Raw genomic sequence first — 25,849 nt, 5'->3', positions numbered from 1 at the left:
GCATGGGCGGCGAGATAAGCACCAGCGCAGCCACGCCGAGCGGGCACGGTGGCGATCACGCGCGCGAGCTCACCAGCGCGGATCGGCGGGGACGGCATCACCATCCCGCCATGCCGGCATGATCGCCGAGCATGGCGTTAACCTTCGGTGTCTTCCCACCTATAGTCCAGTCGACCGGCGCATGCGACGTGCCCGTAAGCTGGCGCACCTCGGTCAGGTAGCTGCCCCAGCCCTTCGCCCAGAGCAGGCCGGTAAGGATCAACCCCAGCGCGAACACCGACACCCAGATGCCGGCGCTAGCGTGCAGGTGGCGCCACAACGCCCGTCCCCGGAGCCGGAACCCCGGATAGAGCAGGCCGGCGAGCAGCATCGCGATCGCCCAGCAGGCGGCGATCTCCACCAGGTAGCTGCCCACCGCCCCGGCGAGCAACTCGCCGTGGAGGTGAAAGATCAGCCGCATCGACCGCTTCTCCTCCGCCACGACCTTGAGGACGTCCAGCGAGTGCGGGTCGACATAGACGCGGCGGTCCTCGCCGGCCGCGGCGACGAGGATGCGAACCGCGGCTTCAGGTCCCTCCGGCATGACGTACTTGTGCAGCGTCCCGCCCGGCACCGCCCGGAACGCGGCTGCGACCTGGGCATCGGGAGAGGCGACCGGGCCGCTGGTCGCTAAATGGTCAAAGGGTCGGTCGAGCCAGGCTCGATCTGCGGCCGCCACAGATAGATAGTGCCGGTGAGCGCCAACCAGATCACGAACGGAGTGCAGAACAGCCCGGCATAGAAGTGTCAGCGCCACACGGCCGCGTAGGTGTCGGCGGCCCGGCGGGCGAAGCTTCCTATTGCGCGTTCCATCAGAAACATCCCTTGATGCCGACGATGACGGTGCGGGGCTGCCCGGCGTAGAGCAAGCCGGTTACGTTCCGCAGCGCCAAGGCCGGGTTGAGCGAGCCGTTGGCCGCCAGGCTGTCCGCGATGATCGAGGCCGAGCCGATACAGGTCCTGTTGGTCAGGTTCTCGACGGAGGCGACGAAGGATAGTCGGGACCACCAACCGAAGCCTGCCAGCGGGTCATAGGGGACATTGAGATTGACCTGCCCGTAGCCGGGCACCCGCAGCAGGTTGGCGTTGTCGATCCAGTAATGTTGCCGGTAGGTTAGCTCGGCAAAGCCGCCGAGGCCCGCGAGCGGCCCCGACCGCCGGCCGTAGCCCGCCCGGGCGTTGACGAAGGTGGGATCACGCTGAGAATGTGGTTGCCGTTGCGGTCGAAGGCGGCCGACACCGCGCCCGAGGTCAGCCGCTCGACGTAGCGGGTATAATGCTGGTCGTTATAGCTGTAGTTCACCTGGAGATAGCCGCCGGTGAGCAGGTCGGGCCGCCACTCAGCCGCCAGCTCGACTCCGCGGTGGACCGAGCTGGGAACGTTGGTGGCGGACGACAGAAGGCCGATGCCGGCCGATTGCGTAACCTGCTCGTTGCGGAACCGGTCATAGTAGCCGGTCAGCTCGGCTGTGAGCGTCCGGCCGATCGCCAGCTCGGCCCCAATCTCGACGCCGGTGTTCTTCTGCGTCTTCAGGTCCGCGTCGTTCCCCGGCACCCTCGCCGGCGTCACAAAAAGCTGGCCGGTGCGGGACGCCGTAGGCGGTGCAGACCCGGGCATGGAGGCGCACGGTCGGGTCGGCCTGCCACACCAGCGAGGCTTCGGGCGCGACGTTGTTGAAGCGACGCAGCGCCGGGATCAGCGTCAGCGTCGGGCTCGCGCCCACCGGGTAGGTGTAATTGGTCTGGCGTACCTCGATGATCGACCGCTCCGCTCCGAAGCCGGCGACGAGCTGGAGGATAGGCGTCAGGCTCAGCTCCTCGCGGGCGCGCACCCCCAGGTTGCGCTGGTTGCCGAGCACCGTCTGGATCGTCGCGCCGAGCCCGTTACGGCCGTCCGGGGTCTTGTTGAACAGGTAGCTCTGGCTGTCGAGGAAGTTGTAGAACAGCCCGACGAAGCTCACCGCGTCCATCGCGAGCAGCGTACCGCTGCAAACACCGTGGGCTACACGCCGCTCAGCGCGTTGCCGATTTGATCACGCCGCGGCGGGGTAGCTGCGCTCGAAGGTGGTGCCGTTGCGTAAGGTTGCCCAGGCGATCCGCGCCAGCTTGTTGGCCAGCGCTACGACAACCGCGTTGCGGTGAACGCCTCGCCCGAGCATCGCCTTCAACCATCTTCCCAACGGCGTATCGGCTTCCGAGAGCGACGGCAGCTGCTCGCGCACCATGAATGAGCAGGGTCCGCAGGTAAGTATTACCGCGCTTGGAGATGCCGAGCAGGCGGGGTTTACCACCGGTCGTGTGCTGCCGGGGAATGAGGCCGAGCCAGGCACCAAAATCCCGCGCCTTGTCGAAGCCACTGGCGTTGCCGACTGCCGCGACCAAGGCGGAGGCGTTCAACACACCCACGCCGGGGATCGACGTCAGTCGTCGGGCTGCATCATCGCAGCGCACTAGGTCGACGAACTCGCCGTTGAGTGCCTCGATCCTGGTGTCCAGCGTCCGCCATTCGTCGCGCAGGTCGGCGGCCAGTTGGCGGATACGGGGGGATACCGTCCCGCCGTGCTCGGCAAGCAACTCGTCTAGCCCCAGCTCGAACTTGCGCCGTCCGGCGGGGAAGATCACGCCGCGCTCCAGTAGGATGCGCGCAGCTGGTTGATCAGGTTCGTGCGTTCCGCGACCAGGCGCGACCGCAGCCGGTGCAGGGTCTGTATGTCCAATTGCTCCTCGCTCTTGAGGTCGACGAAGCGCATCGTCGGCCGCGAGGCGGCCTCGGCGATCTCTTCGGCGTCACGGTCGTCGTTCTTTTGTGCCTTCACGTAGGGACGCACGTACTCCGGCGACATAAGCCGGACCTCGTGCCCTCGAGCTACGAACAAGCGGCCGAGATGATGAGCACCATAGCAAGCCTCCATAGCGACAATGCAGGCCGGAAGCTTCAATACGTAATTGATAAGTGTCTGCCTGCGCATCGACCGGCGCGTGACAACCGCACCGGTCGCATCCACCCCTACAATGCTGCACGAGTTCTTGCCCAGTTCGACGCCAAGGATCGCAATAGACATCGGTTCGCTCCTTCCTCTTCAGACACCGGCATCGTACCCGATGCCGAGGAAAAGGGGCGGGCCATCCATAATGGCTGAAGTTGGGCTTCCCCTTCGGGACCGCGAACGTCGGGTTGCGGGTCGTAAGCTGCCGCCCTACGATTGTTAGATACGAGTTGGGAAGGACGCTCTAGGCTCGCTCCCGAATCTTTCCTCAGCAGGTCTCGCGCGGTGCCCCGACGAGGTCGTCATACGCGTTCACTTCGTCACTTTCGCGCGCGGGTGTTCCGTCGCTTTTTCTACAGGGGGAGGGCGGGAACCGTGCGAGTCCGCCTTCCGGCACTTCCCGGATATCGGACCGGCAGCTCCGCGCCTAGGCCAGCCCCTCGGCCAGCTCGGCAAGCTCCAGCCAGCGCGTCTCGGCGGCGTCCTTCGCCTCGCGGGCGGCGGCGATCGCGGCCATAGTGGCGTCGAAGCGCCTGGGATCGCGCGCGAACAGGTCCGGATCGGCGAGCGTCGCCTCGCCGCGCGCGATCTCGCCCTCCAGCCGCTCGATCTCGGCCGGCAGGCGATCGAGGTCGCGCTGGTCCTTGTAGGTGAGCTTCGCGCGCGGCTTTGGCGGTGCAGGCGCATCCGCCTTGGCGGCGGACGGCCGCTTCGTCTCGGACCGCTCGCGCCGTCGCCTCGCCCAGTCCTCGTAGCCGCCGGCGACGATGTCGACGGTGCCCGATCCGTCGAGGCCCAGCGTCACCGTCACCGTGCGATCCAGGAAGTCGCGATCGTGGCTGACGATGAGGACGGTGCCGTCATAGTCGGCGATCACCTCCTGGAGGAGGTCCAGCGTCTCCAGGTCGAGGTCGTTGGTCGGCTCGTCGAGCACCAGCAGGTTGGACGCACGCGCGAACTCGCGCGCGAGCAGCAGCCGCGACCGTTCGCCGCCCGACAGCGCATCGACGTGCGCCTCCGCGATGGCGGGATCGAACAGGAACTCCTTCAGATAGCCCGCGACATGCTTCTTGACGCCGAGCACGTCGATCCAGTCGCCGCCGCCGGCGAGCACGTCGCGCACCGTGCGTCCGCTCTCCAGCAGGCGGCGCTGCTGGTCGATGACGATGCCGTTGAGCGTCTTGGCGAGCTTCACCTCGCCGACGTCGGGTGCGATCTCGCCGGTGAGCAGGCGGAGCAGCGTCGTCTTGCCCGCGCCGTTCGCGCCGACGATGCCGATGCGGTCGCCGCGCTGGATGCGCAGCGTGAAGTCGCGGATGACGGCGCGCTCGCCGTAGCTCTTGCCGACGGTCCTGGCCTCGATCACGGTCTTGGAGCGCACCTCGTCGGTGCCGATCGCCAGCTTCGCGGTGCCCTGCACGCCGATCATCGCCGCCCGCGTCGCGCGCATCTCGACGAGCTTGGCGAGCCGGCCCTGGTTGCGCCGCCGCCGCGCGGTGACGCCGCGCTGCAGCCAATGCTCCTCCAGCTTGAGCTTGGCGTCGAGCCGTTCGGCGTTGCGCGCCTCCTCGGCATGGACTTGCTCGGTCCAGGCCTCGAAGCCGCCATAGCCGACCTCCGCGCGCCGGATGCCGCCGCGATCCAGCCACAGCGTGCTGCGCGTCAGTCGCGTGAGGAAGGCGCGATCGTGGCTGATGACGACGAAGGCCCCGGCGAAGCGGGAAAGCCACCCCTCCAGCCACTCGATCGCGGCGAGATCGAGATGGTTAGTAGGCTCGTCGAGCAGCAGCACCTGCGGATCCTGCGCCAGCGCCCGCGCGATCGCGGCGCGCCGCCTCTCGCCGCCGCTGGCGGTGGCGCAGGGGCGGGCGAGATCCAGCCCGATCTGGTCGGCGATCGCAGCTACCTCGTGCCGCGCCGGCGCGTCGGCGCCCGCCAGCGCCCATTCGCCGAGCGTCTGGTGCCCGGCAAGGTCGGGCTCCTGCTCCAGCAGCACCACGCGCGTCCCCGGCACGATCGTGCGACGGCCCTCGTCCGCCTCGATTAAGCCGGCGAGCAACTTGAGCAGCGTCGTCTTGCCGGCACCGTTGCGGCCGATTAGCGCCAGCCGGTCGCGCGGCTGGACGCGCAGGTCGAGGTGGCGGAACAGCCATCCGGTGCCCTGTACGAGCCCGAGATCTTCGAAGGCGAGGACGGGTGCGGCCATGGCGCTCGCTAGCCACGCCGGTGCCGGGGCGCAACACCATGCCGGAACCAGCATCGGCGCCCATTCACGGCCTGTTCAATGGCTTTGCCGCATGGCAGCGGTCGTGTTCGTGAGGTGCGTACTGTCATGGCTGGCGATCGCCGCCCTGTGGTCGATCCCGGCCGACGCGCAGCGTCGCCCGCCCGATCAGGATCGCGCGCGAGAAGCGATGCGGATGGGCGCCCGGCCGCTGCGCGACATCCAGCAGCAATGGCGCCAGGGGATGCCGGGCTATGATTATCTGGGATCCGACTACGACGCCAACGCCGGCAATTACCGGCTCAAGTTCCTGCGCGACGGATCGGTGAGCTGGGTCGACGTCGACGGTCGCACCGGACGCGAGGTCGGTCGGTCGGGGCACTGAGGCTCGGCTGGTCGCGCCGCAACCCGATCGTTGCTTGCCCGTTCAGGATCGCCGCGCCACATGGGACGGCGAGGCCACGGAGACGGACGGACATGCGCATACTGGTCGTCGAGGACGAGCCCACCCTAGGACGTCAGCTCCGCGCCACGCTGGAGGGCGCAGGCTATGCCGTCGATCTCGCCACCGATGGCGAGGATGGCCACTATCTCGGGCTCACCGAGAGCTACGACGCGATTATCCTCGATCTCGGCCTCCCTGAGGTGGACGGGCTGACCGTGCTCGATCGCTGGCGCAAGGACGGCCGCGACATGCCCGTGCTCGTGCTCACCGCACGGGATAGCTGGTCGGACAAGGTGGCGGGGCTGGATGCCGGCGCCGACGACTATCTCGCCAAGCCGTTCCAGACCGAGGAGCTCATCGCGAGGCTGCGCGCGCTGATCCGCCGCGCCTCTGGCAACGCCTCCTCCGAGCTTACCGCCGGCGACGTGCGGCTTGATACCCGGTCGGGCAAGGTCACGCGCGCTGGCGAGCCGGTGAAGCTCACCGCGCAGGAGTATAAGCTGCTCTCCTACCTCATGCACCACAAGGGCAAGGTGGTGAGCCGCACCGAGCTGATCGAGCACATCTACGATCAGGATTTCGACCGCGACTCGAACACGATCGAGGTGTTCGTGACGAGGATCAGGAAGAAGCTCGGCACCGACATCATTACCACGATCCGGGGCCTGGGCTACAGCCTTGACGAGCCCGCCGTCGCCTGAAAGGGGCACCGCCCGCGCGCAGGAGGCGTGGTGGGTGTCGGTGCTGAACGTGCTGCGCATCCTCGCCTTCGTGCGGCCGCGCGGAATGCAGTGGTCGATGCGCGGGCCGAGCACGGGCTCGCTCAATCGACGCATGATCGGCATCGCGGCATTCTGGATCGTGGTGCTGCTGGCGGGCGGCGGTTTCGCGATGGACCGCGTGCTGACGCGCTCGATCACCGCCAACTTTGACAGCCAGCTCGATTATATCCTCACCGCGATGATCGTTCAGGCCGATGTCGGTTCCGATAGCGAGGTGCGCTTCACCCGCCCGCTTGCCGACCAGCGCTTCCTCGAACCCTATTCGGGGCTCTATTGGCAGGTCTCGGGCAAGGGCCACGAACCTTTCCCGTCGCGGTCGCTGTGGGACCAGACGCTGAGCGTGGACCTCGGCCGACCGGCGCCCCGGGTACGCGCCTATGACAGCCATCAGTTCAGGGACGAGCCTCTGCGCGTGGTCGAGCAGGACGTGCGACTGCCGGGTTCGCCGGTGAGGTGGCGATTTCAGGTCGCCGCCTCGCGCGACGTTCTGAACGCGCAGGTCGCGGTGCTGCGGCGCACGCTGATCCGCAGCTTCGCAATGCTGGGCCTGGGGCTGATGGTGCTGTCCGCGCTGCAGACGATCTACGGTCTGTGGCCGCTCCGGCGCGTGCGGCTCGCCATCGCCGCCGTCCGTTCGGGCCACGATACGCGCGTGGACGTCGCGGTACCGCTGGAGATCCGGCCAATGGTCGAGGAGCTGAACGACCTGCTCTCCTTCAACGAGAAGCAGGCGGAGGAGGCGCGAACCCATGCCGGCAACCTGGCGCACGCACTGAAGACGCCGCTCACCGTCATCATGAACGAGGTCAACGCGCACTCGGCGACGCTGCCGGAGACGGTGATGCGCGAGGCGCGCACGATGCGGCGGCAGGTCGATCATCACCTCGCGCGCGCCCGCGCACTAGGCCGACGCGGATCGGCGCAGAGCCGGGCGGAGATGTGGCCATCGCTCGAGGCGGTGGCGAAGGCGGTGGAGGTGCTGTACTCGGACGCCGTGATCGATCTCGACGGCGACCGGCGCGCGATCGCCCGCGTCGAGCGCCAGGATCTCGACGAGATGATCGGCAACCTCATCGAGAACGCCGCCAAATATGGCGGTGGCCGCGTCTTCGCCACGCTCACCAGGGTGGCCGACGCAGTCGAGCTGCTGGTCGAGGACGACGGTCACGGCATCCCGGAGGCGGAGCGCGTCGCGATCTTCGGGCGTGGGGCACGGCTCGATACGGGCAAGCCCGGCACCGGCCTCGGCCTCGCGATCGTGCGCGATGTCGCCGAACTCTACGGCGGCGCGGTGACGCTGGACGAGAGCGAGGACTTGGGCGGGCTGCTCGTCCGCCTGACGCTCCCCGCCGCGGCGTGACCGCCGCGGCGAGGTACGCTTACCAGTGACGACCGTGATAGCCGTGGTGACGCCGCCATTCTGCATGATGCCAGCGCGCATCGCGGTGACGCCAAGCACGGGGATGATAGCCAGGGCGGCCATAGCCGTCGTGGCGGTAGTAGCCGTCGTAACGCAAGCCGCCGTCGTGGCGGCCATGATCGTAGCCGTGCCGGCCTTCGGCGGCGGCGGGCGCCGCCGCAGCCAATGCCGACAGGCCCATCATGGCGGCGGCAGCGATCGAGACGATCCTCATGGCTTCACTCCTCTGTCCTTCCCCGATTCGCCCGAAGTAGCGAGGAAGCGGTGAACCGCCGCTGAGGCCGCCGTTCACGCGTCGGCAACCGCGCCTATCCGGAGATGTTCAACGCCAGCCGCGATGACCATAGCCCCGGTAGCCGTAACCGCCCCGATAACCATAACCACCTCGATAGCCATAACCGCCGTAGCGATAACGCGGGCCGCCCCAGTAACCGCCACCGACGAAGCGAGGGCCGTAATAAGCAGGATAGTAGCCATAGGCTGGGTAACCGTAAGCGGGATAGTAGCCGTAAGCAGGGTAGCCATAGCCGAAGCCGGGCGTGCCGATACCGACTGAGACGAAAGTCCGGGCCTCGGCAGGCGCCGTGGCGACGAGTGTAGCACCCGCCAGCGTAGCCGCGGCGGCGAGCGGGACCAGACGGGAATGACGCATTGCCTGTCTCCTGAAGAAGCGACGACAGCCTTGCTTAACGTCCCGCGAATGAACCACTTCTGAGCCCGCCATTCAGCGGGTGGCAACCTTGACAGTAGCTGCCGCCGTGACTCGCCACACCGCGTTGCCGGCATCGTCCGCGACCAGCAGCCCGCCGCCACGATCAACCGCGACTCCCACAGGCCGCCCGTGCGCTTTCCCGCCATCGCCCAGAAAGCCGCCCAGCACGTCGATCGGCTTGGCGCCTGTCGGGCGGCCGTTCGCGAACGGCACGAAGATCACCTTGTAGCCCGATGGCGGATTTCGGTTCCAGGAACCATGCTGGCCCACGAACACGCCGTTCGAGAAGCCGCCGCCGAGCTTGGCGCCGGCAGCCGAGGCGAGCCCCAGCGATGCCGTGTGCGGGCCAAGTGCGTAGTCGGGGCTGATGCTGCGTGCGGCCTCCGGCGGCGCCGGGTCCTTCACGCGCGCGTCGACGCGGCTGCCATAGTAGCGCCACGGCCAGCCGTAGAAGCCGCCCGGCCGCACCGAGGTCAGGTAGTCGGGCACGAGATCCGACCCGAGTTCGTCGCGCTCGTTGACGACCGTCCACAGCGCGCCCGACCTCGGCTCGAACACCATGCCGTTGGGGTTGCGCAGCCCGCCCGCAAAGATGCGGTGCGCGCCCGTTCTTGGGTCGACTTCCCAGATCGCGGCGCGCGCCTGCTCGACGGCGATGCCCTTCTCGTCGACGTTCGAGTTCGAGCCGACCGTCACGTAGAGCCTGGAGCCGTCCGGCGAGGCGATCACGTTCTTGGTCCAGTGATGGTTGATGCGACCGCCCGGCAGGTCGGTCACCTTGCGCGGCGGCGCCGCGATCCTGGTCGCGCCGGTTTCGTAAGGGAAGGCGAGCAGAGCATCGGTGTCGGCAACGTAGAGCGTACCGCCCACGAGCGCCATGCCGAACGGGCTGTTGAGGCCCTGCAGGAAGACGCTGCGCTGATCGGACACGCCGTCGCCGTCCGTATCGCGCAGCAACGTGATCCGGTTGGGGGAGGGCGAAGCGCCGCCGGCCTTCTTGAGCGCGATGCGCTCGAAGAAGCCCTTGATGCCCGAAGTGTCGTCGGGCTTGGGCGGCGCGTTGGTCTCGGCGACGAGCGTGTCGCCATTCGGAAGCACGAGCAGCCAGCGCGGGTGATCGAGCCCGCGCGCGAAGGCGACGACCTGGAGTCCGGCGGCCGGCGTCGGTGCCTGGCCCGTGCCCCAGCCGATATTGTCCGCGATCTTGACGGTCGGCAGCGGGCTGTGGACTTCAGCAGGCAGCACCGGGTTGAGTCCCTGGCCCGCCGCAACGTCCAGCTTGGCGTGGCTGCCGCAGGCGGTCGCGCTCAGCAGGAGCGCCGCCGCGAGCGGACGGTGGACATGGCGCATCGGACGATCCTCGTGGCGGGTCGCGTGCCCCGACCCAGGCATCCGGAGAACCTCAGCCACCGTCGACGGGTTCCGCGACGGGGGGGTGCAGGCGCAGCCGGGTGACGCGGCGCTGGTCCCCGTCCGTCACCTCCAGCCGCCAGCCGCTGTCGTGGACGAGCACGTCGCCCACGCGCGGGATACGCTCGGCGATCAGCGCCGCCAGCCCGCCGAGCGTATCGACCGGCTCCTGAGTCTCGGCGAGGCGCGGATCGATCGTCTCAGCGACGTCGTCCAGTTCGGCGCGCGCGTCGGCGTCCCACAAGCCGTCGTCCAGCGGCACGAGCAGCTCGGCGGGCGCCTCGTCATGCTCGTCCTCGATGTCGCCGACGATCTCCTCGACGAGATCCTCGATCGTGACGAGCCCCTCGGTGCCCGAATATTCGTCGACGACGATGGCAAGGTGCGTCTGCGTCGCGCGCATCTCGGCCAGCAGGTCGATCACCCCCATCGCCGTCGGTACGTAGCGCGGCTCGCGAACGAGCGCCGCGATCGCGTCCGGGCGCGGCGCGGTGCCGGCGAGGATGGCGAACACGTCCTTGATGTGGATCATGCCGACAACGGTGTCGAGCGTCTCTCGGAAGACGGGCAGGCGCGAGTGGCCGGCCTCGGCGAACAGCGCAACCAGCGCCTCGAACGGCGCCGCCTCGTCGACCGCAACGATGTCGCCGCGCGGCACCGCCACGTCGCGGACCGTGCGCTCGCCGAACTCGAGCAGGTTGGAGAGCATGACGCGCTCGGCCGGCGAGAGATCGCGCGCGTCGGTGGGCTCGCCGGCGTGCTCCTCGATCGCGTCGAAAATCTGATCGCGCAACGTCGGCTCGGCATCATCGCCGAACAGCAGGTGCCTCAGGCCGGACCACATCCCCCCGCCGGCATGGGGGCTTCTACTGGAATCCTCGGGCATGGGTTCGCGACATCGTCCTTCTAACCGTCGACCGAATGTAACGGCCTAGGCGGCGCGGAGTCGAGGGCGCCCGACGACGCGGCCGGCAAGCAGCGCCCACCAGACGATCAGCGGCTGCGCGAACAGGCGCGGAGCATGGTACCACCAGCCGAGCCCGGAGCCAGTCGAGAGGTCGCGCACCGCATGCTGGATGTTCGCGGGATAGACGCCCACGGCATAAAGCGCGAGCATGATGCCCGCAAAGGCGCGGATGCGCGGCACCGCAAGGCCGATCGCGCCGGCGACCTCGCACGCGCCGGTGGCGAGCACGACGGTGCGCGGGGAGGGTACCCAGCCGGGCACGACGGGGACGAAGAAGCCGGGGTTCGTCAGGTGGACGGCCCCCGCAAAGAGATAGAAGGGGATGATCGTCCAGCGCGCGACGGCGCTTCGGCTCGCGTCCATGCTCCCGCCTGCCACGCCGGGCTCTCGCCGACAAGCGCGCGCGACGTTGCTTCTGCGGGCCGCGGGAGGCGAGTACGTCTCGCCGCGACGTGACCGGTGGGCGTCGGTCGATCGACCCGACGGCGGCGGTCGAACGGTTGCAGAGGAGCCTTGCCGCTCGGTTAGCCGGCGGAACTCCGGTGGCCGATCTCGTGGGCGAGCCTGCCACCGCTCCTGAGATAAACCTTATTCTGTCGGTCAAGCAGATGCTCGGGCGGCGGTGGGTCGTAGCCGTCACCGGCGGCGGTTTCGGTATCCGAGCCGCCGCACGCCCTCGCTGAAGATGCGAATGGTGATCGAGCGACTTGAGTCGGGACAATGAGCGCGCCGGGACGAGCGGCGTCGGGCATCAGATTCCCGCATACCATTGGTAATTGGCCGAGTCTTCCCAATAGCCGCCCTTGCCGCCGCCGATCCGGCCGAGGCTGTCGACCGCCTCCACCCGCATGACGTACTTGGCCTGCTTGTAGCCGAGCTGGCGCTCCAGCCGGAGTCTGAGCGGCGCGCCGTGGCCGACACCGAGCGGCTGGTCGTTCATGCCCCAGGCGAGGATTGTCTGCGGATGATAGGCGTCGACGAGATCGACGCTCTCATAATAGGGATCGCCACCGAAGTCGTCGGCGCAGTGGAACACAACGTAGCGCGCCGAGGGCAGAACGCCCGCCGCGTCCAGCGCCAGCTTCAGCGGCAGGCCATGCCACTTGCCGATCGCGCTCCAGCCCTCGACGCAGTCGTGCCGGGTGATCTGGGTCCGCGCGGGCATCGCCCTGATCTGCGCGAGCGAGAGCGCCTGGGGCCGCCGCACGAGGCCGTCGACCGCCAGCCGCCAGTCGGCGAAGCCGTTCCTGACATGCGCCTGATAGGCGTCGCTGGCCGGCATCGTGTTGCCGTTGGTGCGGAACACGGGCGACATGTCGGACGCCTTGTACTCGCGCGCGAGCGCGGTGCGGTCGGTCACCAGCCGCTGCGCGCGCATCGTCAGTCCCTCGCCGAGGCCGAGCACCTCCTGCACCTTGGGTGCGGCCGCGATCCGGTCGCAGCCCGAGAGCAGCAGGCCGCCCGCGCCGACGCCAAGCGAGCCGATCAGGCCGCGCCGCGTGAGCGCGCTCATTTCGCGCGCTCCTCGGGCAGCCGGTACCAGCCGGTGACGATCGAGCGCAGTTCGTTGAGCGGGCCCGCGAGCACCACCATCAGGAGGTGGACGAGGATGAACCCAAACAGCAGCGCTGCGCAGATGAAGTGGATCGAGCGCGCCGACTGGCGGCCGCCGAACAGGTCGAGCAGCCATGGCCATGCCGCATCGATGCCCGGCGACATCGTCAATCCGGTGAGCACCATAGCCGGGATTAATCCGAAGATGACGCCGACATAGCTCAGCTTCTGGAGCACGTTGTAGCGCCGCGCCGCCTCACCGGTGTGGAAGCGCAACAGGGCATGATTTTTGATGTCCTGCCACAGGTTGCGCGGCCGGAGCTCGTCGGGCGTCGGCGCGAGGTCGCGCTGAGCGTGGCGCGTGGCGAAGCTCCACAGCCAGAACAGTAGGCCCGGCACGACGAGGAGCCAGGCGAAGAAGAAATGCCACTGCCGCGCGCCTGCGAGATCGTAGCTCGACGGGATCGTCACGAGCGGGGGAAACGCACGCGCTTGCCCGTGTACGAGACCCAGCAAGCCTGTGGTCGGCAGGGTCACCGGGCCAAGCCGGAGGAAGCCGTTGTTGTTGGCGGCCCCGATCTCCAGCCAGGGTACCTCGTGGTTGGCGCCGTACTGGCCCCAGTAGAGCTGCGGGTGGGCGTTGAAGATCATCAGCCCGCTCATCAGCATGACGATCATCGCCAGTGCATTGATCCAGTGCCAGATCCGCACCGGGCGACGTTGACGGTAGATCAGCTCGCCGCTTGCCGGCGCATGATCCGTGGACGCGGACGACATCGATCGACCCCTATCATCGAGAGTTTGGAGGCACGCGCATGGCGCGCGCCTCCGGCCTTGCTTAGTGCCCAGACTTCATCATCTCGTCGTGCTTCATCATCTCCGGGTGCACCTTCATGATCTTCGCACAGCCGGCATTCTTCATCATGGTATCGTGCGACATGGCGTTGCAGCTCTTCATCTTGCGCGTGTCCGCGGCCGACATCTTCATGCCGCCCGACGCCATGTGATCGTGGGCTGACATCTGGTCGTGCGATGCCATCGCATCCTGCGCGAACGCAGGCGCGGCGGCGGAAAGCGACAGGGCGCAGAGGCCGAGCATTGTGACTGCACGCATGATATAGTCTCCTTGAATGATGCTGGCGCCTGAATGAAACGGTCCGCCGCGGCGCCCGGCGGCGGGTGCGGTCAGATGCGGCGCGCGGCGATGATCGGGCCGCCGGAGCCTTGCTGCACGAGAACAGCCGATGCGAGCCCCTGCTCAGCGTGCGGCGTGAGACGGAAGGTGGCCGCGGCGCCGTTCCAGGTCCCCAGCCTCGTCAGATCGCGGACGATGTTGCGATGAGGCAGCGTCCTGCCGCCGTTCTCGCCGGCGCGGATCGGCACATTGCGAACGCGAGGGTCGTAGCGGACCAGCCACACGGTCGAGGGCGCGGCATGCGCGCCGGCGGCGAGCTTCAGCGCGCCGTGATCGACGGTGAGATCAGGCCCGCCACGTGGCGAGCCGGCCCGAGCGATCACGGCATCGAGCTGCGCCCGGTTGCTGCCCACGATCGTCGTATCGCCGTTGACGATCACCTGCGGCGTAGCGACCTGCGGCCGGCCCGCGCGACGGGCATAGTCCCACTGACGCGCGGTCCAGCGCGGCGAGCCGAACGTGTCCTTCCAGCCGAGCTGGTCCCAGTAGGTGACCGCGAACGACAGCGCGAGCACGTCGGGCCGATCGGCGATCGCGTTGAGATTCGCGTTGGCCGGCGGGCAGGACGAGCAGCCCTGGCTCTGGAAAAGCTCGACGACGGTCGGGTGAACGTTCGCTGGGGTTGAGCCGGCGACGGTCGCATTGGCCGTCAGCGCATAGGCACCAAAGAGCGGGAACGCTGCGGCCGCAGCCAGGAGGATCAGTTTGGTCATACTGGCTATTCGTACCGGCTCTTGTTTCGGTTACAAGTCGGTCGCAGGTGTCGTCTCATTATTCGACCGGCGACGAAGGTAGGTCCGGAGTTCGGATGCCGACAAGCGAGGATCAGCTCAGGACTTGGATGGCGGGCGGCCTCGACGGGGACGCGGCGTCGCATGCCGCGTTGCTGAGATCGCTCGTACCGCTGCTGCGCGGGTTCTACCGTCGCCGCCTGGGCGATGGCGCGGAACTAGAGGATTTGGTGCAGGAAACATTGATCGCCGTTCACACCCGCCGCGCCAGCTACGACCGCGACCGGCCGTTCACGGCGTGGCTGTTCTCGATCGCGCGCTATAAGATGATCGATCATCTGCGTCGCACCCGTCGCCACTACGCCGTCGAGGACTCCGGCGAGGTGCCGTCCGTCGAGAGCTTCGAAGAGGCGAGCAACGCGAGCATCGACGTCGAGAGGCTGCTCGACGGGCTGCCGCACAAGCAGGCCGCCGCGATCCGCCGCACCCGCCTCAACGGGTTCAGCACCTTCGAGGCGGCGGAGGCCGCCGGCATCGGCGAGTCCGACGTCAAGGTCTCCGTTCACCGTGGGCTGAAAACGCTGGCTGCACGAATCATGGGCGAGCGCCGATGAAGACGGACACTCTTATCGAGCGGCTTGCCGCCGACGTCCCGCCGGTGCCGCGTCACGGGCCTGCCCGTCGTCTCGGCGTCGGCATCCTCGCCGGCGGCGCGGTGACAATGATCCTCGTCGCACTCGGGCTCGGCGTCCGATCCGATCTCGGCGTCGCCATGCGCGGCTTCGCCTTCTGGATGAAGTGGGCCTACACGATCTCGCTCGGGATCGGCGCGGTGGCGATGACTTTGCGGCTGGCGCGGCCCGAGCCGGTGCGGCTCGCCCGCTTCTGGCCAGTCGCCCTCCCGTTCGCGCTGCTAGCGATCGTGGGGGCGATCGAGATGGCGCATGTTCCCGCCGGCGACTGGCTGGCGATGTGGCTCGGACATACGTGGAGGATCTGCCCTTGGCTGGTGCTGCTGCTGGCAGCACCAATCTTCGTCGGCCTGTTATGGTCCTTCCGCCGACTGGCACCTACCCGGCTCCGCGCGGCCGGCGCCGCCGCCGGTTTCGCTGCGGGCGCATGGGCAGCGACGCTCTACTGCTTGCACTGCCCGGAGGTGTCGGCCATATTCGTGCTGACCTGGTATACGCTCGGCATCGGCCTCGCCGCGAGCGTGGGGGCGCTGCTCGGGCCTCGGTTGCTGCGCTGGTAGACTAGGCACTTCGGGCGGACGCTGCCGCTGGCTTGCTGCGGACGATGTTCTCCGGCGACCTTCCGTCTTTACGGCATCGGCCGATATCTGGCGAGAAAATGGCATTCAGTTCAGATTCCCGCCGCGCTAGAGCGGTTTTCGATCAGTCTGCATCGTAGTTGCAGGCAGCGAAGTAGTTGGCGCGTTCCTGTGGCGAGTAGAGGTCGAGGATGCGGCCGATGGCGTTCCAGAGGCCGTGGATGGTGCGCTCGGCTGCCTTTCGCAGGTGCGCCTTCAGCTTGGAGAAGGCCTGCTCGATCGGATTAAAGTCGGGGCTGTAGGGCGGGAGGAAGAGCAGCCTGGCGCCGACGCTCTCGATGGCGTCGCGCACGGCCGGCGCCTTGTGGCTCGACAGGTTATCCATGATGACCACGTCGCCGGGTCCGAGTTCAGGCACGAGGACACGGGTGACGTAGGTGAGGAAAGCGTCGGCGTTCATGGGTGCGTCGAGTACCCAGGGCGCAACCATGCCCGTGCGGCGCAGGCCGGCGACGAAGGTGGTTGTCTTCCAGTGACCGAACGGGATGTCGGCGCGCAGGCGCTCGCCCCGCTGGCAGCGGCCATGGCGCCGCGCCATGTTGGTGCTGGCCCAGGTCTCGTCGATGAACACCAGCCGCTCGGGGTCCAGGTCGAGTTGGCCGTCGAACCATTTCCCGCGCTGCTTCAGGATTTCGGGACGGTCCTGCTCGCTCGCGTGGCCGGTCTTTTTTTGCGCGTGATCCCGTGCCGGGCGAAGAAGCGCCACAGCGTGGCGATGCTGACGCTCACGCCACGCGCCACCAGCATCTCGCGCAACTCCGCCAAGGTCGGATCGGGCTGCTGCTCGATTGCGTCCAGGATGAAGGACGCATGCTCCTCGATCTTCGCCGTTCGACGATCTCCGCCCTGCGGCTTGGCCGCCGGCACGCCATGACGCACCGCCAGCTGCCGCCACCGTATCGCGCTCGCCGCGCTGACGCCGAACCGCTCGGCCGCTCGCCGGCACGACATCCCACCTTCAACGGCAGCAACGACACGATCCCGAAGATCACGCGATAAGGCTCGACCCATCCATGCCAGCCTCCTCCGCCAGCATGGATCATGAATGAGAAAATCCTAGCCGTGTGAATCCCAGCCGATTCAGCCCGCTCGAAAACCGCTGTAGAGCGGTTTTCGATCAGTCTGCATCGTAGTTGCAGGCAGCGAAGTAGTTGGCGCATTCCTGGGACGGATAGAGAACGAGGATGCGGCCGATGGCGTCCCACAGGCCGTGGATGGTTCGCTCGGCGACCTTGCGCAGATGTGCCTTCAGCTTGGAGAACGCCTGCTCGATGGGGTTGAAGTCGGGGCTGTAAGGCGGGAGGAACAGGAGCCTGGCACCGACGCTCTCAATGGCGGCGCGCACGGCTGGCGCCTTGTGGCTTGACAGGTTGTCCATGATGACCACGTCGCCACGGGCAAGTTCGGGTACAAGGACGCGAGTGACGTACGTGAGGAACGCGTCGGCGTTCATGGGCCTGTCCAGCACCCAGGGCGCAACCATGCCGGTGCGGCGCAGGCCGGCTGTGAAGGTGGTCGTCTTCCAGTGACCGAACGGGACGCCAGCGCGCAGGCGCTCGCCACGGCGACAGCGTCCATAGCGGCGTGCCATGTTTGTGGATGCCCAGGTTTCGTCGATGAACACCAGCCGCTCGGGATTGAGTTCGAGCTGACCCTCGAACCATTCCTCGCAGCGCTTCAGGACGTCGGGACGGTCCTGCTCCGTCGCATGACCGGTCTTTTTTGCGCGTGATCCCGTGCTGGGCGAAGAAGCGCCTCAGCGTGGCGATGCTGGTGCTCACGCCGCGCTCCGCCAGCATGATCCGCAACGCCGCCAGCGTCGCATTAGGTTGCTGGCCAGTTGCGTTCAGAATGAAGGCTGCATGGTCCTCGATTTTCGCCGTGCGGCGATCTCCACCCTGCGGCTTGGCGGCCGGCGTGCCGTGCTGGAGCGCAAGCTGCCGCCAGCGGATCGCGCTCGCCGCGCTGACGCCGAACCGCTCGGCCGCCTGCCGGCACGACACTCCGCCCTCAACGGCAGCAACCACCCGGTCCCTAAGATCAGGCGACAAGGCTCGGCCCATCCATGCCGGCCTCCTGCGCCAGCAGGGATCGTGAATCAGAAAACCGCCGCCGTGTGAATCCCTGCCGATCCAGCTCGCCCGAAAACCGCTCTAAGCCGACGGACCGATCGCACGATCCCACACGTACATGTTCGCCATGCTCTGCGAAAGAACGGCATCAAACACCGGCTCACCGAGCCGAAGGATCCCCTGACCACGGACAGGTTGAGCGATGAACCGCACCATTAGGGAAGCCAACGTAAAGCGCCGCCATCGGCGAGAGCGGCGCGCCGACGACCACCCCGATCGCATAAGCGCTGATCGCCCGCCCGCCGGTCGGCAGGTCAACGTGGAGGTCGCGGGCGAACAGCGGCAGAATGCTCATCGTCGCGAACTCGGTCGTGCCGATCGCGAAGCCGCCGAGCGCCAGGCCTGCGTGAACGATGTCGCTGCGACGCGGGCTTCTGGCGGGAGACGTCACGAGCCGGCGCTTCAGTAGGCGACCGAGAAGCGCGCGCGATGGTGCGCGGGACGCTCGGCCTCGTCGAGCATCGCGACGGCATAGTCCTGCAGCGAGATGCGGCTGTCGCCTGACTCGTCGATCATCAGTCGGTCGCCGCCGACGCGGTAGCGCCCGGTGCGCTCACCCGGCTCCAGATGCGCGGCCGGGCTGATGAACACCCAGTCGAGCTCGGTCTCGGCGCGCAACTGGTCAAGGAAGGCCGCGGTCCTGAGCGCGCCCGCCTTCCACTCGGCCGGAAAATCGGGCTGGTCGATCACTCGTTTGCCGGGCGCGATCTCCAACGTGCCGGCACCGCCGACCGTCAGCAGGCGATCGACGCCCGACCGCCTGACCCCGTCGATGATAGCCTGCGTGCCCGTGCCGTCGGGGTCGCGGCCGGGGTTGAAGGCGCTGATGACAAGGTCATGGCCGGTTACCGCCTGCGCGAGCGCGTCGGCGTCCGTCGCATCGGCCTGCGAGGCGCGCAGCGTCGCGGCCGACGGCAGCCCGGACGGGTCAGTGACAATGGCGGTCACCTCATGGCCGCGGCCAGGGTTTCCGCGAGCAGCTTGGCGCCGACAAAGCCGGTGGCGCCGATCAGGGCGATCCTCATGCGATGAACTCCTCTTGGGGGGACAGGGTGGATGACAGGCCGGCGAGCGCCTGGACGAACGCGTCGGGCCGGGCGTAGAAATCTTCGTGCGGCACCCGGACCAACTCGGCTCCGTTCTCCAGCACGAAGCCGGGGAAGCCGCGCAGGCCCGATCGCGTCATGAAGCCGCGAGTGTGGTTGATATGTTCCGCCGCGGCGTCGGGCGCGAATGCTGCCGGGAACGCCGCTCGGTCCAAGCCGATATCGGCGGCGACGCCGACGAGAACGTCCGGTTCGACCACGCGCAGGCCCGCGAGGTAATGCGCCTTTTGGATCGCGTGCAGCATCCGGCGCTCCGCGCCCGGCTCGACCTCGCCCGCCGCCAGCACCGCCGCGATCGTCGGCTGCGACCAGAACACGGTGGCGTCGTCACCGAGCAGGCCGTTCAGATACTCGTCGCCAAACCACTGGCCGGTGAGCGCGCCGATACGCGCGTCGCTCTGGCGGATGTAGGCCAGCTTGTCGCGAGCAAGCCTGGTCGGGGCATCCCACAGCCCGCCGCCGTGAAGCGACAGGACGATGCCGGCCGCCGCGGCCGCGTCCACCATCGGCGTCGCCGCGTAGCACCAGCCGCAGAGCGGGTCGTAGATGTAGTGCAACAAGGGGCCGGGCATCGCTGCCTCCTTATTCCTGGACAGGATCGGAGATAGGGGCTTCACGCTCGGCGGATTAGCGGGCCATTCCAGCTAACTCCCTGAAGCGGAGTTTATCGATGGAGGATCTTCGCCACTATGCGGTCTTCGCCGAGACCGTCTCGGCCGGCTCGATGAGCGCCGCCGCCCGGCGGCTCCGGATGACGCCGTCCGCGGTCAGCCAGACCATCCGCGCGCTGGAGGCGCGGACCGGCGTCGTGCTGTTGCATCGCTCGACGCGCAAGCTGACGCTGACGGAGGCGGGTGAACGTTGCCTGCCCTATTGCAAGCGCCTGCTTGAGGCGCGCAACGGGGCGGCCGCCTCGCTGGAGCAGGCGCGCGATGCCCCGACCGGCGAACTCCGGGTCGCGGCGCCGATCGGGTTCGCGGCGCACATCTCCCCCGCGCTCGCGCCGGTGCTCGCCGACTGGCCTTGCCTGCGGCTGAAGCTGATCCTTGACGACAAGCTGGTCGACCTGATCGACGCCCGGGTCGATCTGGCGGTGCGGGTCGGCGGGCTTCCGGACACGAATTGGATCGGTCGCAAGCTCTGCGATTTCGAGGGCATTCTCTGCGCATCGCCCGCCTATCTTGGCCGGCGCGGCGCTCCAGCGACGCCGGCTGACCTGCCGGAGCATGACTGGCTGGCGATGGAGGGGGAGGACGACGAGGCGGTCAGTGAGGACGGCGAGCGCGGCCCCGGGACAATGCTCCACCTCACAAATGGCAAGGGACGGCAGGAGCGCGTGCCGTTGGCGATCCGCATCGGCACCACGAGCCAGGTCGCCCTCCACCAGCTCTGCGAGGAAGGAATGGGGTTGGCGTCGCTTTTCTACCCCGATGCCCGCCCGGCGCTTGAACAGGGCAGGCTCGTCCGCCTGTTGCCCGACTGGCGACCTCCCTCGGTGCCCGTGACGATGGTCATGCCCAGAAGCGGGGGCGGGGTGGCCAAGGCCCGCGTCGCCGCCGATGCACTGCTGCGCTATTTCGCGGCGCTGACGACGGCAGATTGAATATCGAAGGCGTTCGGAAGCAGTCGCACGATAGAGGAGTGCGCACGCCCCAGCATCGCGCAACGTCGAGCCCTTGCAGGGATACGCGTGTTGGATCGGCATTAACGCAGCTTCACGTCAACACCTGATCGGCTCCTGACATTACTGCCCATTATATGGTTCGGTGTAGGTTACTTCCTTCAGGACACAAAGGTCGAGCTTTATGCCGAGCCGCTCACCAGAGTCGTTCGAGCGAGATGTTCTGTATCCTAGTCTCTGGACGAGGCGAGAGGCTACTTAGACTAATCGACAGATGCGATTGGCAAGGTTCGCTTGCACGAGCGAAGCGTTCGTTTCGGTGGACAATCGTAACGCATCGGTGAAAACGCTTGCGCCAACCGATGAGATCGCCAAAACCGTTGGCTGCGTTTATAAGCCAACTGACAGGCTGACGATCATCGTCGGATCCCAGCTGCTGAAGCGGCAGATGGATTGCCTGCATAGATTAGCACGAACGTGAATATTTACAAATTCCGATGACGCAGACGACTGGTTGCTGTCACGCGACCCTGCCTTAGGTGCGCGATCATTGACTTACTGAGGTCGCAAAATAGTTCTTCCGCTCGATGGGGCCAAGAAGCTGTATATTCTTAGAAGCCCAATGACGGGCTCAGCGCAGCTTGGCGCCCGCCAGCCGCTCCTCCCAACGCCGCGTTCTCGCGCGCGAACGCAGCCTTGGCCTCGACAGGGTCGCGGGTGCCGAGCGAGACCTTGACCTGGGGCTTGCCGCCGAAGGCGGCGCACAGTTTCTCGGGCACCTCGCGCCGGAAGAGAAGGATCCCGTCGCGCGGGTTCTGAACGGCGTCGTCATGCTGGTCTTCTTAACGCTTCCCCCTACCCATGTTCTGTACACATCGCGGGTGGAGAGACGTGAAAACCCGCCTATTCCGTCACTTGGGCGTGCCTGGTGACCCCTACGGGCTCGCAACAAGCTGGCTCGATCAACGACTTAGATTGGCGAACCAGCCCGCTTCCCGCCTCAACTTCGCGAGGCGACCCGAATGCGTTGGCTAACCTTTCTGGCGCTCCGCCTGGGCTGAAATGCAAAGCGCTCGATCCGGCTGCAACCGGATCGAGCGCCAACATTGCTCACCGGGCAGGCGGGCAGATCGAGGATAGCACAAACGGCATGGCGGGCAACCGCCGCCCGATCCTGTCGCTGCGGTTCCGCGCATGACGACCTTCGGCCTCCAACACGCGGCGATGGCGCTCCAGCTCGCGACCCCGGCCGAGAAGCATGTGCTTCTCGTGCTGGCGCTGCGCGCCGACAGCGCGACTGCCTCGTGCAACCCCGGCATCCCGCGCATCGCCGGCGATACCGGCTTGAGCGAGCGCCACGTCCATCGTGCGCTGGTCGCGTTGGAGAGCGCCGGCCACATCACGCGCAAGATCAAGCCCGGCGTCGGTACGGTCTACACCGTTCACCCTTGCCATGGTGTCACCCCTGACAAGGCGTCAGGCCTGACACAGTGTCGGTCGACCCCTGACACAGTGTCAAGCAAACTACCAAGAACCACCACTTCTACGAAGACTTCGTCTTCTCCGAAGAAACGCGCGCGGACGCCGGTAGCGATCGACGTTCCCGAGTGGGTTCCTGCCGACGCTTGGAACGGCTGGCTGGAGATGCGCCGCACCAAGGGCACGAAGACGACGGCCCGTGCCCTGCAACTCGCGATCGAGGGGCTGAAGAAGCTCGCGGACGACGGCCATCCGCCTGGGGAGGTGCTCGATCAGTCGACCCTCAAGGGCTGGACAGGCCTCTTCCCGATCAAGGATCACCGCAATGGACTATCACCACGAGACCACCACGCTTCGGCCGGGGGGCAGTCGCGACCTGACCGCATGGCAAGACCTCGGCGCGGATACGCGGCCGACATGCTCGCCGCCGCCCACGCGCGCCCGGAAGACGGTTCCGAGGGCGATCCACGAGATTGTGGCGGAGCTGAAGGTCCGCTTCCAGCATACCTGCGGTGACGATCCCGAAGGCTTCAAGGCTCGGGTGGGGCTGCTGGCGGAAGACTTGGCCGACGCGCCTCCGCTGATCCTCCGCCGCGCCGTCGTCGAGTGGGTCCGCACCTCGCCGTTCCTGCCGACCGCAGCCGACCTCATCCGCCTGATGCGCGAGGCGCTGGAAGCTCGCGACGGCGGGCCGCGCACCGCTGCACCAGCGGGCTTCAACTGGATGGAGCACGTCGCGGCGAAGCGGAACGCCGAGATGGCGGCGGACCCACACGCCCGGCAGGGTGTCGCTTGGGTTGTGCTAGACGGCTCGCTCCAGCTTCGGCCGTGCGCGCCGCCTCCGCCGCGCCCAGACGATCGCCTCGCCCGAACCGACGTGCGCGACGCCAATCGGCTCATGCGCAAGCTCGGCTTGCTGACGCGCTACCACCTAGACGGCAGCGCCTTCCAGCTCGCCAAGGGCGAACCCGATCCCGCCGGCGCCGCCGAACCCGGCGATGCTCCGATGCCGCCTGACATGAAAGCGCGCCACTACGGCACCCCGCGCAAGCCGACCGAATCCGACTATCGCGAGATGATGGGCCGCGATGCCTATGATGCTTGGCAGGCGCGCCCTGCGGTGGAGGAACCGTGATGGGCGCCGCAGAGCAGCTTGAGCGGCTGACGCATCGCGTCGGCGCGCTCCGCCCCGATTGGGGCAACCCGGAGCGGTTCTTCGAGAACCGCAGCGAGATCGAGCGCGGCTTGCGCCAGCTCGCCAAGCGCCTGGAGCGCGATCATGGCTGACTGGCCCTACAACACCGCGACATGGCAGCGCCTCCGCAAGGCGAAGCTGGCGGCAAACCCCATGTGCGAGCCGTGCGACGCGGCCGGGTTGCTGACGCTCGCCAACACCGTCGACCATGACACGCCGATCAGCGCGGGCGGCGCGGCCTTCCCGGGCCTGCACGAGCTGACCAGCATGTGCGCGCCATGCCACGGCGCGAAGACGGCGCGGGGCGTGGAAGCGGGCGCGGTGCGATCCAGCAAGCCCCGTCGGGGGTGCGACGCGGACGGCAACCCGCTCGATCCGGAGCATCCGTGGCACGAGAAATCGCTCAGGGCTGGCGGCGTAGGACCGACCCCGTACCCAAACGCTCAATTAGTTGCCGACGACAGGCGCGGTGCGACGCTCGTGCAGCCTGTCGTCGGCGAGGTCGATCTGAGCCAGAAGGACGCTGAAATCTTCAGTCGCGGAAACCGGAAAGAGCATCCTGAGCCGGTGGCCAGCGACTTCACAGTCGGACCTGATGATCGGAGTAGCGCTGGCACGATCACGAGCGTTCATGGGCCGATCTCCGGATGCGATACACATAGGTTGCTTCATTCAACAAACGGCCGTGCGGATCGGACCCGTCGCAATGGGTAAGCGCGGCCCCGGCGCGGGCCGGATGCGCGCGGCCGGGCGGCGCCCCGGCTCGAACAAGGTCCACCACCCGTGGGCGAAGCGCGGGATGCCGGCGGCCGATCAGGTGCTCGCCTTCCTCGGCACGCTGCCGATTGTCTCGGGGCTGCGCGCCGGCGAGAAGATGGAGCTGCTGGAGTTCCAAGAGCGCTTCGTGCGCGGCGTGTACGCGGAGACGGAGGGGGAGCGCATGGTGCGCCTCGCGGCGCTGTCGGTGGCACGCGGCAACGGCAAGTCGGCGCTGCTCGCGGGCCTGTCGCTGGCGCACCTGCTCGGGCCAATGCGGGAGCCCCACGGGGAGTGCTACGCGGCCGCGCTCGATCGCGAGCAGGCGGGCGTGCTGTACCGGATGGTCCGCAACTACGTGGAGGCGACGCCGTGGATGGCGGCGGCCGTGAACGTGCGCGACTGGCACAAATCGATCGAGGTGGAGGCGGATCGCTCGACCTGGACGGCGCTCACCAGCGACGCCCGGAAGGCGCACGGCCTGGCGCCGTCATTCTGGATCGCGGACGAGGTGGCGCAATGGCGCTCGCGCGAGCTGTGGGACAACCTGCGGACCGGCATGGCGAAGCGGGCGCACGCGCTTGGCGTGACGATCAGCACGCAAGCCGCCGACGACTTCCATTTCTGGTCCGAGATGCTGGACGCAGAGCCGTCGCCCACGGTCTACACGCAGCTCCACAGCGCGCCGGCGGACTGCGCGCTCGACGATCGCGATGCCTGGGCGGCTGCCAACCCAGCGCTGGGCGCCTTCCTGAACGAGACGGACTTCGTGGACGCGGCGGCGATGGCGGCGCGCTCGCCATCGTTCGAGCCCGCGTTCCGGCTGCTCAACCTCAACCAGCGCGTCGCGGCGGAGGGGCGGTTCCTCAACCCGGCGGACTGGGAGGCGAACGCCGAGCCATTCGACGTGGCCGAGCTGGAGGGGGAGCGGTGCTACGGCGGGCTGGACCTGTCGAGCACGCGCGACCTCACCGCGCTGGCGCTGTGGTTCCCGGATAGCGGTAAGCTGCTCGTCTGGCACTTCGTGCCGGCGGACACGATCGGCGAGCGCGTGGAGCGGGACCGGGTGCCCTATGACCGCTGGGCGGACGCCGGCTGGATCGAGAAGACCAATGGCCGGGCCACCGATCGCGTCTCAATCGCGCGGCGCCTGGCGGACATTCGCCAGCTCTACGACGTGCAGACGATCGCCTTCGATCGCTGGCGGTTCGAGGATCTAGCGAAGCTGCTCGCGGACGAGGGGATCGAGCTGCCGCTGGTGGAGTTCGTGCCCGGCTTCCGGACCTACGCGGCGGCAGTGGACGCCTTCGAACGCGCGGTGCTGGAGCGGCGGATGCTGCACAACGGCTCGCCGATCCTGAAATGGCAGGCGGGCAACGTCATCATCGAGGCGGACGCGGCGGGCAACCGCAAGCCGAGCAAGGCCAAGTCGATCGACCGGATCGACGGCATCGTCGCCGCCATCATGGCGTGCGGGATGGCGGCGACGGATGAGGGGCCGAAGATGTACCGGGGGGCGGGGCTGGAGTGGGTTTAGCCCGTAAAGCTTGCAATCCATTCGTCTGTGCTTTGCTCTTCAACCAACTTCAAGACTGGGCACATTGTCTGTGAAAGCTGGCTATAGGCGTAAAGACGAGCCACGACTTTATAGGATTTGGCTTCTCCTAATACCCCGCCGGAGATGATTGTCTCGCCGACTTCCGGCAGCGCCTCGAAGTCAGTCGGTATTCCATCAACTGTCGGAAACTCAAGAATGACCTTCAT

31 protein-coding genes and 2 pseudogenes are annotated in these 25,849 nt (G+C 67.5%); 11 read left to right on the top strand and 22 right to left on the bottom strand.

Annotated elements, in window-relative coordinates:
- Positions 1–97: 97 nt before the first annotated feature.
- The 6 genes and pseudogenes from ACOFKX_RS00730 to ACOFKX_RS00705 all read right to left on the bottom strand — a co-directional run bounded on the left by ACOFKX_RS00730 (position 98) and on the right by ACOFKX_RS00705 (position 5,232).
- Positions 98–718 (bottom strand): PepSY-associated TM helix domain-containing protein, encoded by a 621-nt coding sequence (locus ACOFKX_RS00730; RefSeq protein ID WP_419825184.1) that lies wholly within the window; start codon positions 716–718, stop codon positions 98–100.
- A 133-nt stretch (positions 719–851) separates the two neighbouring features.
- On the bottom strand, positions 852–1,109 hold the full coding sequence (locus tag ACOFKX_RS00725) for a hypothetical protein (RefSeq protein WP_419825183.1): 258 nt from the start codon (positions 1,107–1,109) through the stop codon (positions 852–854).
- Positions 1,110–1,153: 44 nt separating this feature from the next.
- Positions 1,154–1,594 carry a TonB-dependent receptor domain-containing protein gene (locus ACOFKX_RS00720; RefSeq protein ID WP_419825181.1) on the bottom strand — a complete coding sequence of 147 codons (441 nt, stop codon included), beginning with the start codon at positions 1,592–1,594 and terminating at the stop codon, positions 1,154–1,156.
- Positions 1,485–2,009: a hypothetical protein gene (locus ACOFKX_RS00715; protein ID WP_419825180.1), complete on the bottom strand. Its 525-nt coding sequence runs from the start codon at positions 2,007–2,009 to the stop codon at positions 1,485–1,487. The genes ACOFKX_RS00720 and ACOFKX_RS00715 overlap by 110 nt, the downstream gene beginning before the upstream one ends.
- 63 nt (positions 2,010–2,072) lie before the next feature.
- Positions 2,073–3,101: pseudogene (locus tag ACOFKX_RS00710) on the bottom strand (IS110 family transposase).
- Between the two features lie 352 nt (positions 3,102–3,453).
- A complete protein-coding gene (locus ACOFKX_RS00705) occupies positions 3,454–5,232 on the bottom strand; it encodes an ABC-F family ATP-binding cassette domain-containing protein (protein ID WP_419825179.1) in 1,779 nt (592 codons plus the stop codon).
- A gap of 91 nt (positions 5,233–5,323) precedes the next feature.
- On the opposite strand from ACOFKX_RS00705, the gene ACOFKX_RS00700 reads away from it, so the two are divergent.
- The 3 genes from ACOFKX_RS00700 to ACOFKX_RS00690 all read left to right on the top strand — a co-directional run bounded on the left by ACOFKX_RS00700 (position 5,324) and on the right by ACOFKX_RS00690 (position 7,837).
- Complete coding sequence (locus ACOFKX_RS00700) at positions 5,324–5,635, top strand: hypothetical protein (protein WP_419825178.1); 312 nt, start codon at positions 5,324–5,326, stop codon at positions 5,633–5,635.
- A 92-nt stretch (positions 5,636–5,727) separates the two neighbouring features.
- Entirely contained in the window at positions 5,728–6,396 is a 669-nt protein-coding gene (locus ACOFKX_RS00695) for a response regulator transcription factor (protein WP_419825177.1), read from the top strand.
- A 133-nt stretch (positions 6,397–6,529) separates the two neighbouring features.
- Positions 6,530–7,837, top strand: coding sequence for an ATP-binding protein (locus ACOFKX_RS00690; RefSeq protein WP_419825266.1), 1,308 nt, complete (start codon positions 6,530–6,532; stop codon positions 7,835–7,837).
- A 19-nt stretch (positions 7,838–7,856) separates the two neighbouring features.
- On the opposite strand, the gene ACOFKX_RS00685 is transcribed toward ACOFKX_RS00690, so the two are convergent.
- From ACOFKX_RS00685 to ACOFKX_RS00645, 9 genes are all read right to left on the bottom strand, one after another.
- The gene (locus tag ACOFKX_RS00685; RefSeq protein ID WP_419825175.1) at positions 7,857–8,111 is read right to left on the bottom strand and encodes a hypothetical protein; all 255 of its coding nucleotides are present in this window, start codon (positions 8,109–8,111) and stop codon (positions 7,857–7,859) included.
- A 108-nt stretch (positions 8,112–8,219) separates the two neighbouring features.
- Positions 8,220–8,549 (bottom strand): hypothetical protein, encoded by a 330-nt coding sequence (locus tag ACOFKX_RS00680; protein WP_419825174.1) that lies wholly within the window; start codon positions 8,547–8,549, stop codon positions 8,220–8,222.
- Positions 8,550–8,621: 72 nt separating this feature from the next.
- Complete coding sequence (locus ACOFKX_RS00675; protein WP_419825173.1) at positions 8,622–9,959, bottom strand: PQQ-dependent sugar dehydrogenase; 1,338 nt, start codon at positions 9,957–9,959, stop codon at positions 8,622–8,624.
- Between the two features lie 52 nt (positions 9,960–10,011).
- Positions 10,012–10,905, bottom strand: coding sequence for a hemolysin family protein (locus ACOFKX_RS00670; RefSeq protein WP_419825172.1), 894 nt, complete (start codon positions 10,903–10,905; stop codon positions 10,012–10,014).
- A gap of 45 nt (positions 10,906–10,950) precedes the next feature.
- On the bottom strand, positions 10,951–11,349 hold the full coding sequence (locus ACOFKX_RS00665) for a DoxX family protein (RefSeq protein WP_419825171.1): 399 nt from the start codon (positions 11,347–11,349) through the stop codon (positions 10,951–10,953).
- 388 nt (positions 11,350–11,737) lie between these two features.
- The gene (locus ACOFKX_RS00660) at positions 11,738–12,499 is read right to left on the bottom strand and encodes a molybdopterin-dependent oxidoreductase (protein ID WP_419825170.1); all 762 of its coding nucleotides are present in this window, start codon (positions 12,497–12,499) and stop codon (positions 11,738–11,740) included.
- The gene (locus tag ACOFKX_RS00655) at positions 12,496–13,317 is read right to left on the bottom strand and encodes a cytochrome b/b6 domain-containing protein (RefSeq protein ID WP_419825169.1); all 822 of its coding nucleotides are present in this window, start codon (positions 13,315–13,317) and stop codon (positions 12,496–12,498) included. Before ACOFKX_RS00655 ends, ACOFKX_RS00660 begins: the two co-directional genes overlap by 4 nt.
- Positions 13,318–13,378: 61 nt before the next feature.
- On the bottom strand, positions 13,379–13,654 hold the full coding sequence (locus ACOFKX_RS00650) for a hypothetical protein (protein WP_419825168.1): 276 nt from the start codon (positions 13,652–13,654) through the stop codon (positions 13,379–13,381).
- Between the two features lie 71 nt (positions 13,655–13,725).
- Positions 13,726–14,448: a DUF1223 domain-containing protein gene (locus ACOFKX_RS00645; RefSeq protein ID WP_419825167.1), complete on the bottom strand. Its 723-nt coding sequence runs from the start codon at positions 14,446–14,448 to the stop codon at positions 13,726–13,728.
- 95 nt (positions 14,449–14,543) lie between these two features.
- On the opposite strand from ACOFKX_RS00645, the gene ACOFKX_RS00640 reads away from it, so the two are divergent.
- Complete coding sequence (locus ACOFKX_RS00640) at positions 14,544–15,080, top strand: sigma-70 family RNA polymerase sigma factor (protein WP_419825166.1); 537 nt, start codon at positions 14,544–14,546, stop codon at positions 15,078–15,080.
- Complete coding sequence (locus ACOFKX_RS00635) at positions 15,077–15,718, top strand: DUF1109 domain-containing protein (protein ID WP_419825165.1); 642 nt, start codon at positions 15,077–15,079, stop codon at positions 15,716–15,718. The genes ACOFKX_RS00640 and ACOFKX_RS00635 overlap by 4 nt, the downstream gene beginning before the upstream one ends.
- Before the next feature lie 142 nt (positions 15,719–15,860).
- On the opposite strand, the gene ACOFKX_RS00630 is transcribed toward ACOFKX_RS00635, so the two are convergent.
- The 5 genes and pseudogenes from ACOFKX_RS00630 to ACOFKX_RS00610 form a co-directional block, all read right to left on the bottom strand.
- Positions 15,861–16,807, bottom strand: a protein-coding gene (locus ACOFKX_RS00630; protein WP_419825164.1) for an IS630 family transposase whose coding sequence is annotated in 2 segments (ribosomal slippage) — positions 15,861–16,471 and positions 16,471–16,807 — 948 coding nt in all. Because the reading frame shifts where the segments join, the coding sequence is not laid out codon by codon here.
- A gap of 106 nt (positions 16,808–16,913) precedes the next feature.
- Positions 16,914–17,859, bottom strand: a protein-coding gene (locus ACOFKX_RS00625; RefSeq protein WP_419825163.1) for an IS630 family transposase whose coding sequence is annotated in 2 segments (ribosomal slippage) — positions 16,914–17,523 and positions 17,522–17,859 — 948 coding nt in all. Because the reading frame shifts where the segments join, the coding sequence is not laid out codon by codon here.
- Positions 17,860–18,118: 259 nt separating this feature from the next.
- Positions 18,119–18,319: pseudogene (locus tag ACOFKX_RS00620) on the bottom strand (MFS transporter); the annotation flags it as partial.
- Between the two features lie 11 nt (positions 18,320–18,330).
- Positions 18,331–18,876 carry an NAD(P)-dependent oxidoreductase gene (locus ACOFKX_RS00615; protein WP_419825162.1) on the bottom strand — a complete coding sequence of 182 codons (546 nt, stop codon included), beginning with the start codon at positions 18,874–18,876 and terminating at the stop codon, positions 18,331–18,333.
- 73 nt (positions 18,877–18,949) lie between these two features.
- The gene (locus ACOFKX_RS00610) at positions 18,950–19,606 is read right to left on the bottom strand and encodes a DsbA family protein (protein ID WP_419825161.1); all 657 of its coding nucleotides are present in this window, start codon (positions 19,604–19,606) and stop codon (positions 18,950–18,952) included.
- A gap of 98 nt (positions 19,607–19,704) precedes the next feature.
- Here ACOFKX_RS00610 and ACOFKX_RS00605 point away from each other — a divergent pair, with 98 nt between their 5' ends.
- Positions 19,705–20,637 carry a LysR family transcriptional regulator gene (locus ACOFKX_RS00605; RefSeq protein ID WP_419825160.1) on the top strand — a complete coding sequence of 311 codons (933 nt, stop codon included), beginning with the start codon at positions 19,705–19,707 and terminating at the stop codon, positions 20,635–20,637.
- Between the two features lie 629 nt (positions 20,638–21,266).
- Here the strand turns inward: ACOFKX_RS00605 and ACOFKX_RS00600 are convergent.
- Complete coding sequence (locus ACOFKX_RS00600; RefSeq protein WP_419825265.1) at positions 21,267–21,455, bottom strand: DUF6538 domain-containing protein; 189 nt, start codon at positions 21,453–21,455, stop codon at positions 21,267–21,269.
- Between the two features lie 394 nt (positions 21,456–21,849).
- Here ACOFKX_RS00600 and ACOFKX_RS00595 point away from each other — a divergent pair, with 394 nt between their 5' ends.
- The 5 genes from ACOFKX_RS00595 to ACOFKX_RS00575 are packed head-to-tail and all read left to right on the top strand — an operon-like array spanning position 21,850 to position 25,622.
- Entirely contained in the window at positions 21,850–22,650 is an 801-nt protein-coding gene (locus tag ACOFKX_RS00595) for a helix-turn-helix domain-containing protein (protein ID WP_419825159.1), read from the top strand.
- Positions 22,610–23,269: a hypothetical protein gene (locus ACOFKX_RS00590; protein ID WP_419825158.1), complete on the top strand. Its 660-nt coding sequence runs from the start codon at positions 22,610–22,612 to the stop codon at positions 23,267–23,269. The genes ACOFKX_RS00595 and ACOFKX_RS00590 overlap by 41 nt, the downstream gene beginning before the upstream one ends.
- Positions 23,269–23,421 (top strand): hypothetical protein, encoded by a 153-nt coding sequence (locus ACOFKX_RS00585; RefSeq protein WP_419825157.1) that lies wholly within the window; start codon positions 23,269–23,271, stop codon positions 23,419–23,421. Before ACOFKX_RS00590 ends, ACOFKX_RS00585 begins: the two co-directional genes overlap by 1 nt.
- Positions 23,414–24,043 carry a hypothetical protein gene (locus ACOFKX_RS00580; RefSeq protein ID WP_419825156.1) on the top strand — a complete coding sequence of 210 codons (630 nt, stop codon included), beginning with the start codon at positions 23,414–23,416 and terminating at the stop codon, positions 24,041–24,043. Before ACOFKX_RS00585 ends, ACOFKX_RS00580 begins: the two co-directional genes overlap by 8 nt.
- Complete coding sequence (locus tag ACOFKX_RS00575; RefSeq protein ID WP_419825155.1) at positions 24,036–25,622, top strand: terminase large subunit; 1,587 nt, start codon at positions 24,036–24,038, stop codon at positions 25,620–25,622. Before ACOFKX_RS00580 ends, ACOFKX_RS00575 begins: the two co-directional genes overlap by 8 nt.
- On the opposite strand, the gene ACOFKX_RS00570 is transcribed toward ACOFKX_RS00575, so the two are convergent.
- The gene (locus ACOFKX_RS00570) at positions 25,619–25,849 is read right to left on the bottom strand and encodes a hypothetical protein (protein ID WP_419825154.1); all 231 of its coding nucleotides are present in this window, start codon (positions 25,847–25,849) and stop codon (positions 25,619–25,621) included. The two genes, ACOFKX_RS00575 and ACOFKX_RS00570, sit on opposite strands and share 4 nt — an antisense overlap.

Origin of the sequence: Sphingomonas sp., from assembly GCF_965200105.1 — a bacterium.
Classification (GTDB): domain Bacteria; phylum Pseudomonadota; class Alphaproteobacteria; order Sphingomonadales; family Sphingomonadaceae; genus Solisphingomonas.
Note: the sequence above shows the minus strand (reverse complement) of the source record. Positions and strands in the feature narration are given on the sequence as shown.

Coding starts and splice junctions, on each gene's coding strand:
- ACOFKX_RS00690 (WP_419825266.1), top strand. CDS start 6,530: ATGATCGGCATCGCGGCATTCTGGATCGTGGTGCTGCTGGCGGGCGGC.
- ACOFKX_RS00680 (WP_419825174.1), bottom strand. CDS start 8,549: ATGCGTCATTCCCGTCTGGTCCCGCTCGCCGCCGCGGCTACGCTGGCG.
- ACOFKX_RS00605 (WP_419825160.1), top strand. CDS start 19,705: ATGGAGGATCTTCGCCACTATGCGGTCTTCGCCGAGACCGTCTCGGCC.
- ACOFKX_RS00575 (WP_419825155.1), top strand. CDS start 24,036: ATGGGTAAGCGCGGCCCCGGCGCGGGCCGGATGCGCGCGGCCGGGCGG.
- ACOFKX_RS00670 (WP_419825172.1), bottom strand. CDS start 10,905: ATGCCCGAGGATTCCAGTAGAAGCCCCCATGCCGGCGGGGGGATGTGG.
- ACOFKX_RS00695 (WP_419825177.1), top strand. CDS start 5,728: ATGCGCATACTGGTCGTCGAGGACGAGCCCACCCTAGGACGTCAGCTC.
- ACOFKX_RS00645 (WP_419825167.1), bottom strand. CDS start 14,448: ATGACCAAACTGATCCTCCTGGCTGCGGCCGCAGCGTTCCCGCTCTTT.
- ACOFKX_RS00665 (WP_419825171.1), bottom strand. CDS start 11,349: ATGGACGCGAGCCGAAGCGCCGTCGCGCGCTGGACGATCATCCCCTTC.
- ACOFKX_RS00570 (WP_419825154.1), bottom strand. CDS start 25,849: ATGAAGGTCATTCTTGAGTTTCCGACAGTTGATGGAATACCGACTGAC.
- ACOFKX_RS00640 (WP_419825166.1), top strand. CDS start 14,544: ATGCCGACAAGCGAGGATCAGCTCAGGACTTGGATGGCGGGCGGCCTC.
- ACOFKX_RS00595 (WP_419825159.1), top strand. CDS start 21,850: ATGACGACCTTCGGCCTCCAACACGCGGCGATGGCGCTCCAGCTCGCG.
- ACOFKX_RS00685 (WP_419825175.1), bottom strand. CDS start 8,111: ATGAGGATCGTCTCGATCGCTGCCGCCGCCATGATGGGCCTGTCGGCA.
- ACOFKX_RS00715 (WP_419825180.1), bottom strand. CDS start 2,009: ATGGACGCGGTGAGCTTCGTCGGGCTGTTCTACAACTTCCTCGACAGC.
- ACOFKX_RS00660 (WP_419825170.1), bottom strand. CDS start 12,499: ATGAGCGCGCTCACGCGGCGCGGCCTGATCGGCTCGCTTGGCGTCGGC.
- ACOFKX_RS00705 (WP_419825179.1), bottom strand. CDS start 5,232: ATGGCCGCACCCGTCCTCGCCTTCGAAGATCTCGGGCTCGTACAGGGC.
- ACOFKX_RS00580 (WP_419825156.1), top strand. CDS start 23,414: ATGGCTGACTGGCCCTACAACACCGCGACATGGCAGCGCCTCCGCAAG.
- ACOFKX_RS00585 (WP_419825157.1), top strand. CDS start 23,269: ATGGGCGCCGCAGAGCAGCTTGAGCGGCTGACGCATCGCGTCGGCGCG.
- ACOFKX_RS00610 (WP_419825161.1), bottom strand. CDS start 19,606: ATGCCCGGCCCCTTGTTGCACTACATCTACGACCCGCTCTGCGGCTGG.
- ACOFKX_RS00635 (WP_419825165.1), top strand. CDS start 15,077: ATGAAGACGGACACTCTTATCGAGCGGCTTGCCGCCGACGTCCCGCCG.
- ACOFKX_RS00650 (WP_419825168.1), bottom strand. CDS start 13,654: ATGCGTGCAGTCACAATGCTCGGCCTCTGCGCCCTGTCGCTTTCCGCC.
- ACOFKX_RS00675 (WP_419825173.1), bottom strand. CDS start 9,959: ATGCGCCATGTCCACCGTCCGCTCGCGGCGGCGCTCCTGCTGAGCGCG.
- ACOFKX_RS00700 (WP_419825178.1), top strand. CDS start 5,324: ATGGCAGCGGTCGTGTTCGTGAGGTGCGTACTGTCATGGCTGGCGATC.
- ACOFKX_RS00655 (WP_419825169.1), bottom strand. CDS start 13,317: ATGTCGTCCGCGTCCACGGATCATGCGCCGGCAAGCGGCGAGCTGATC.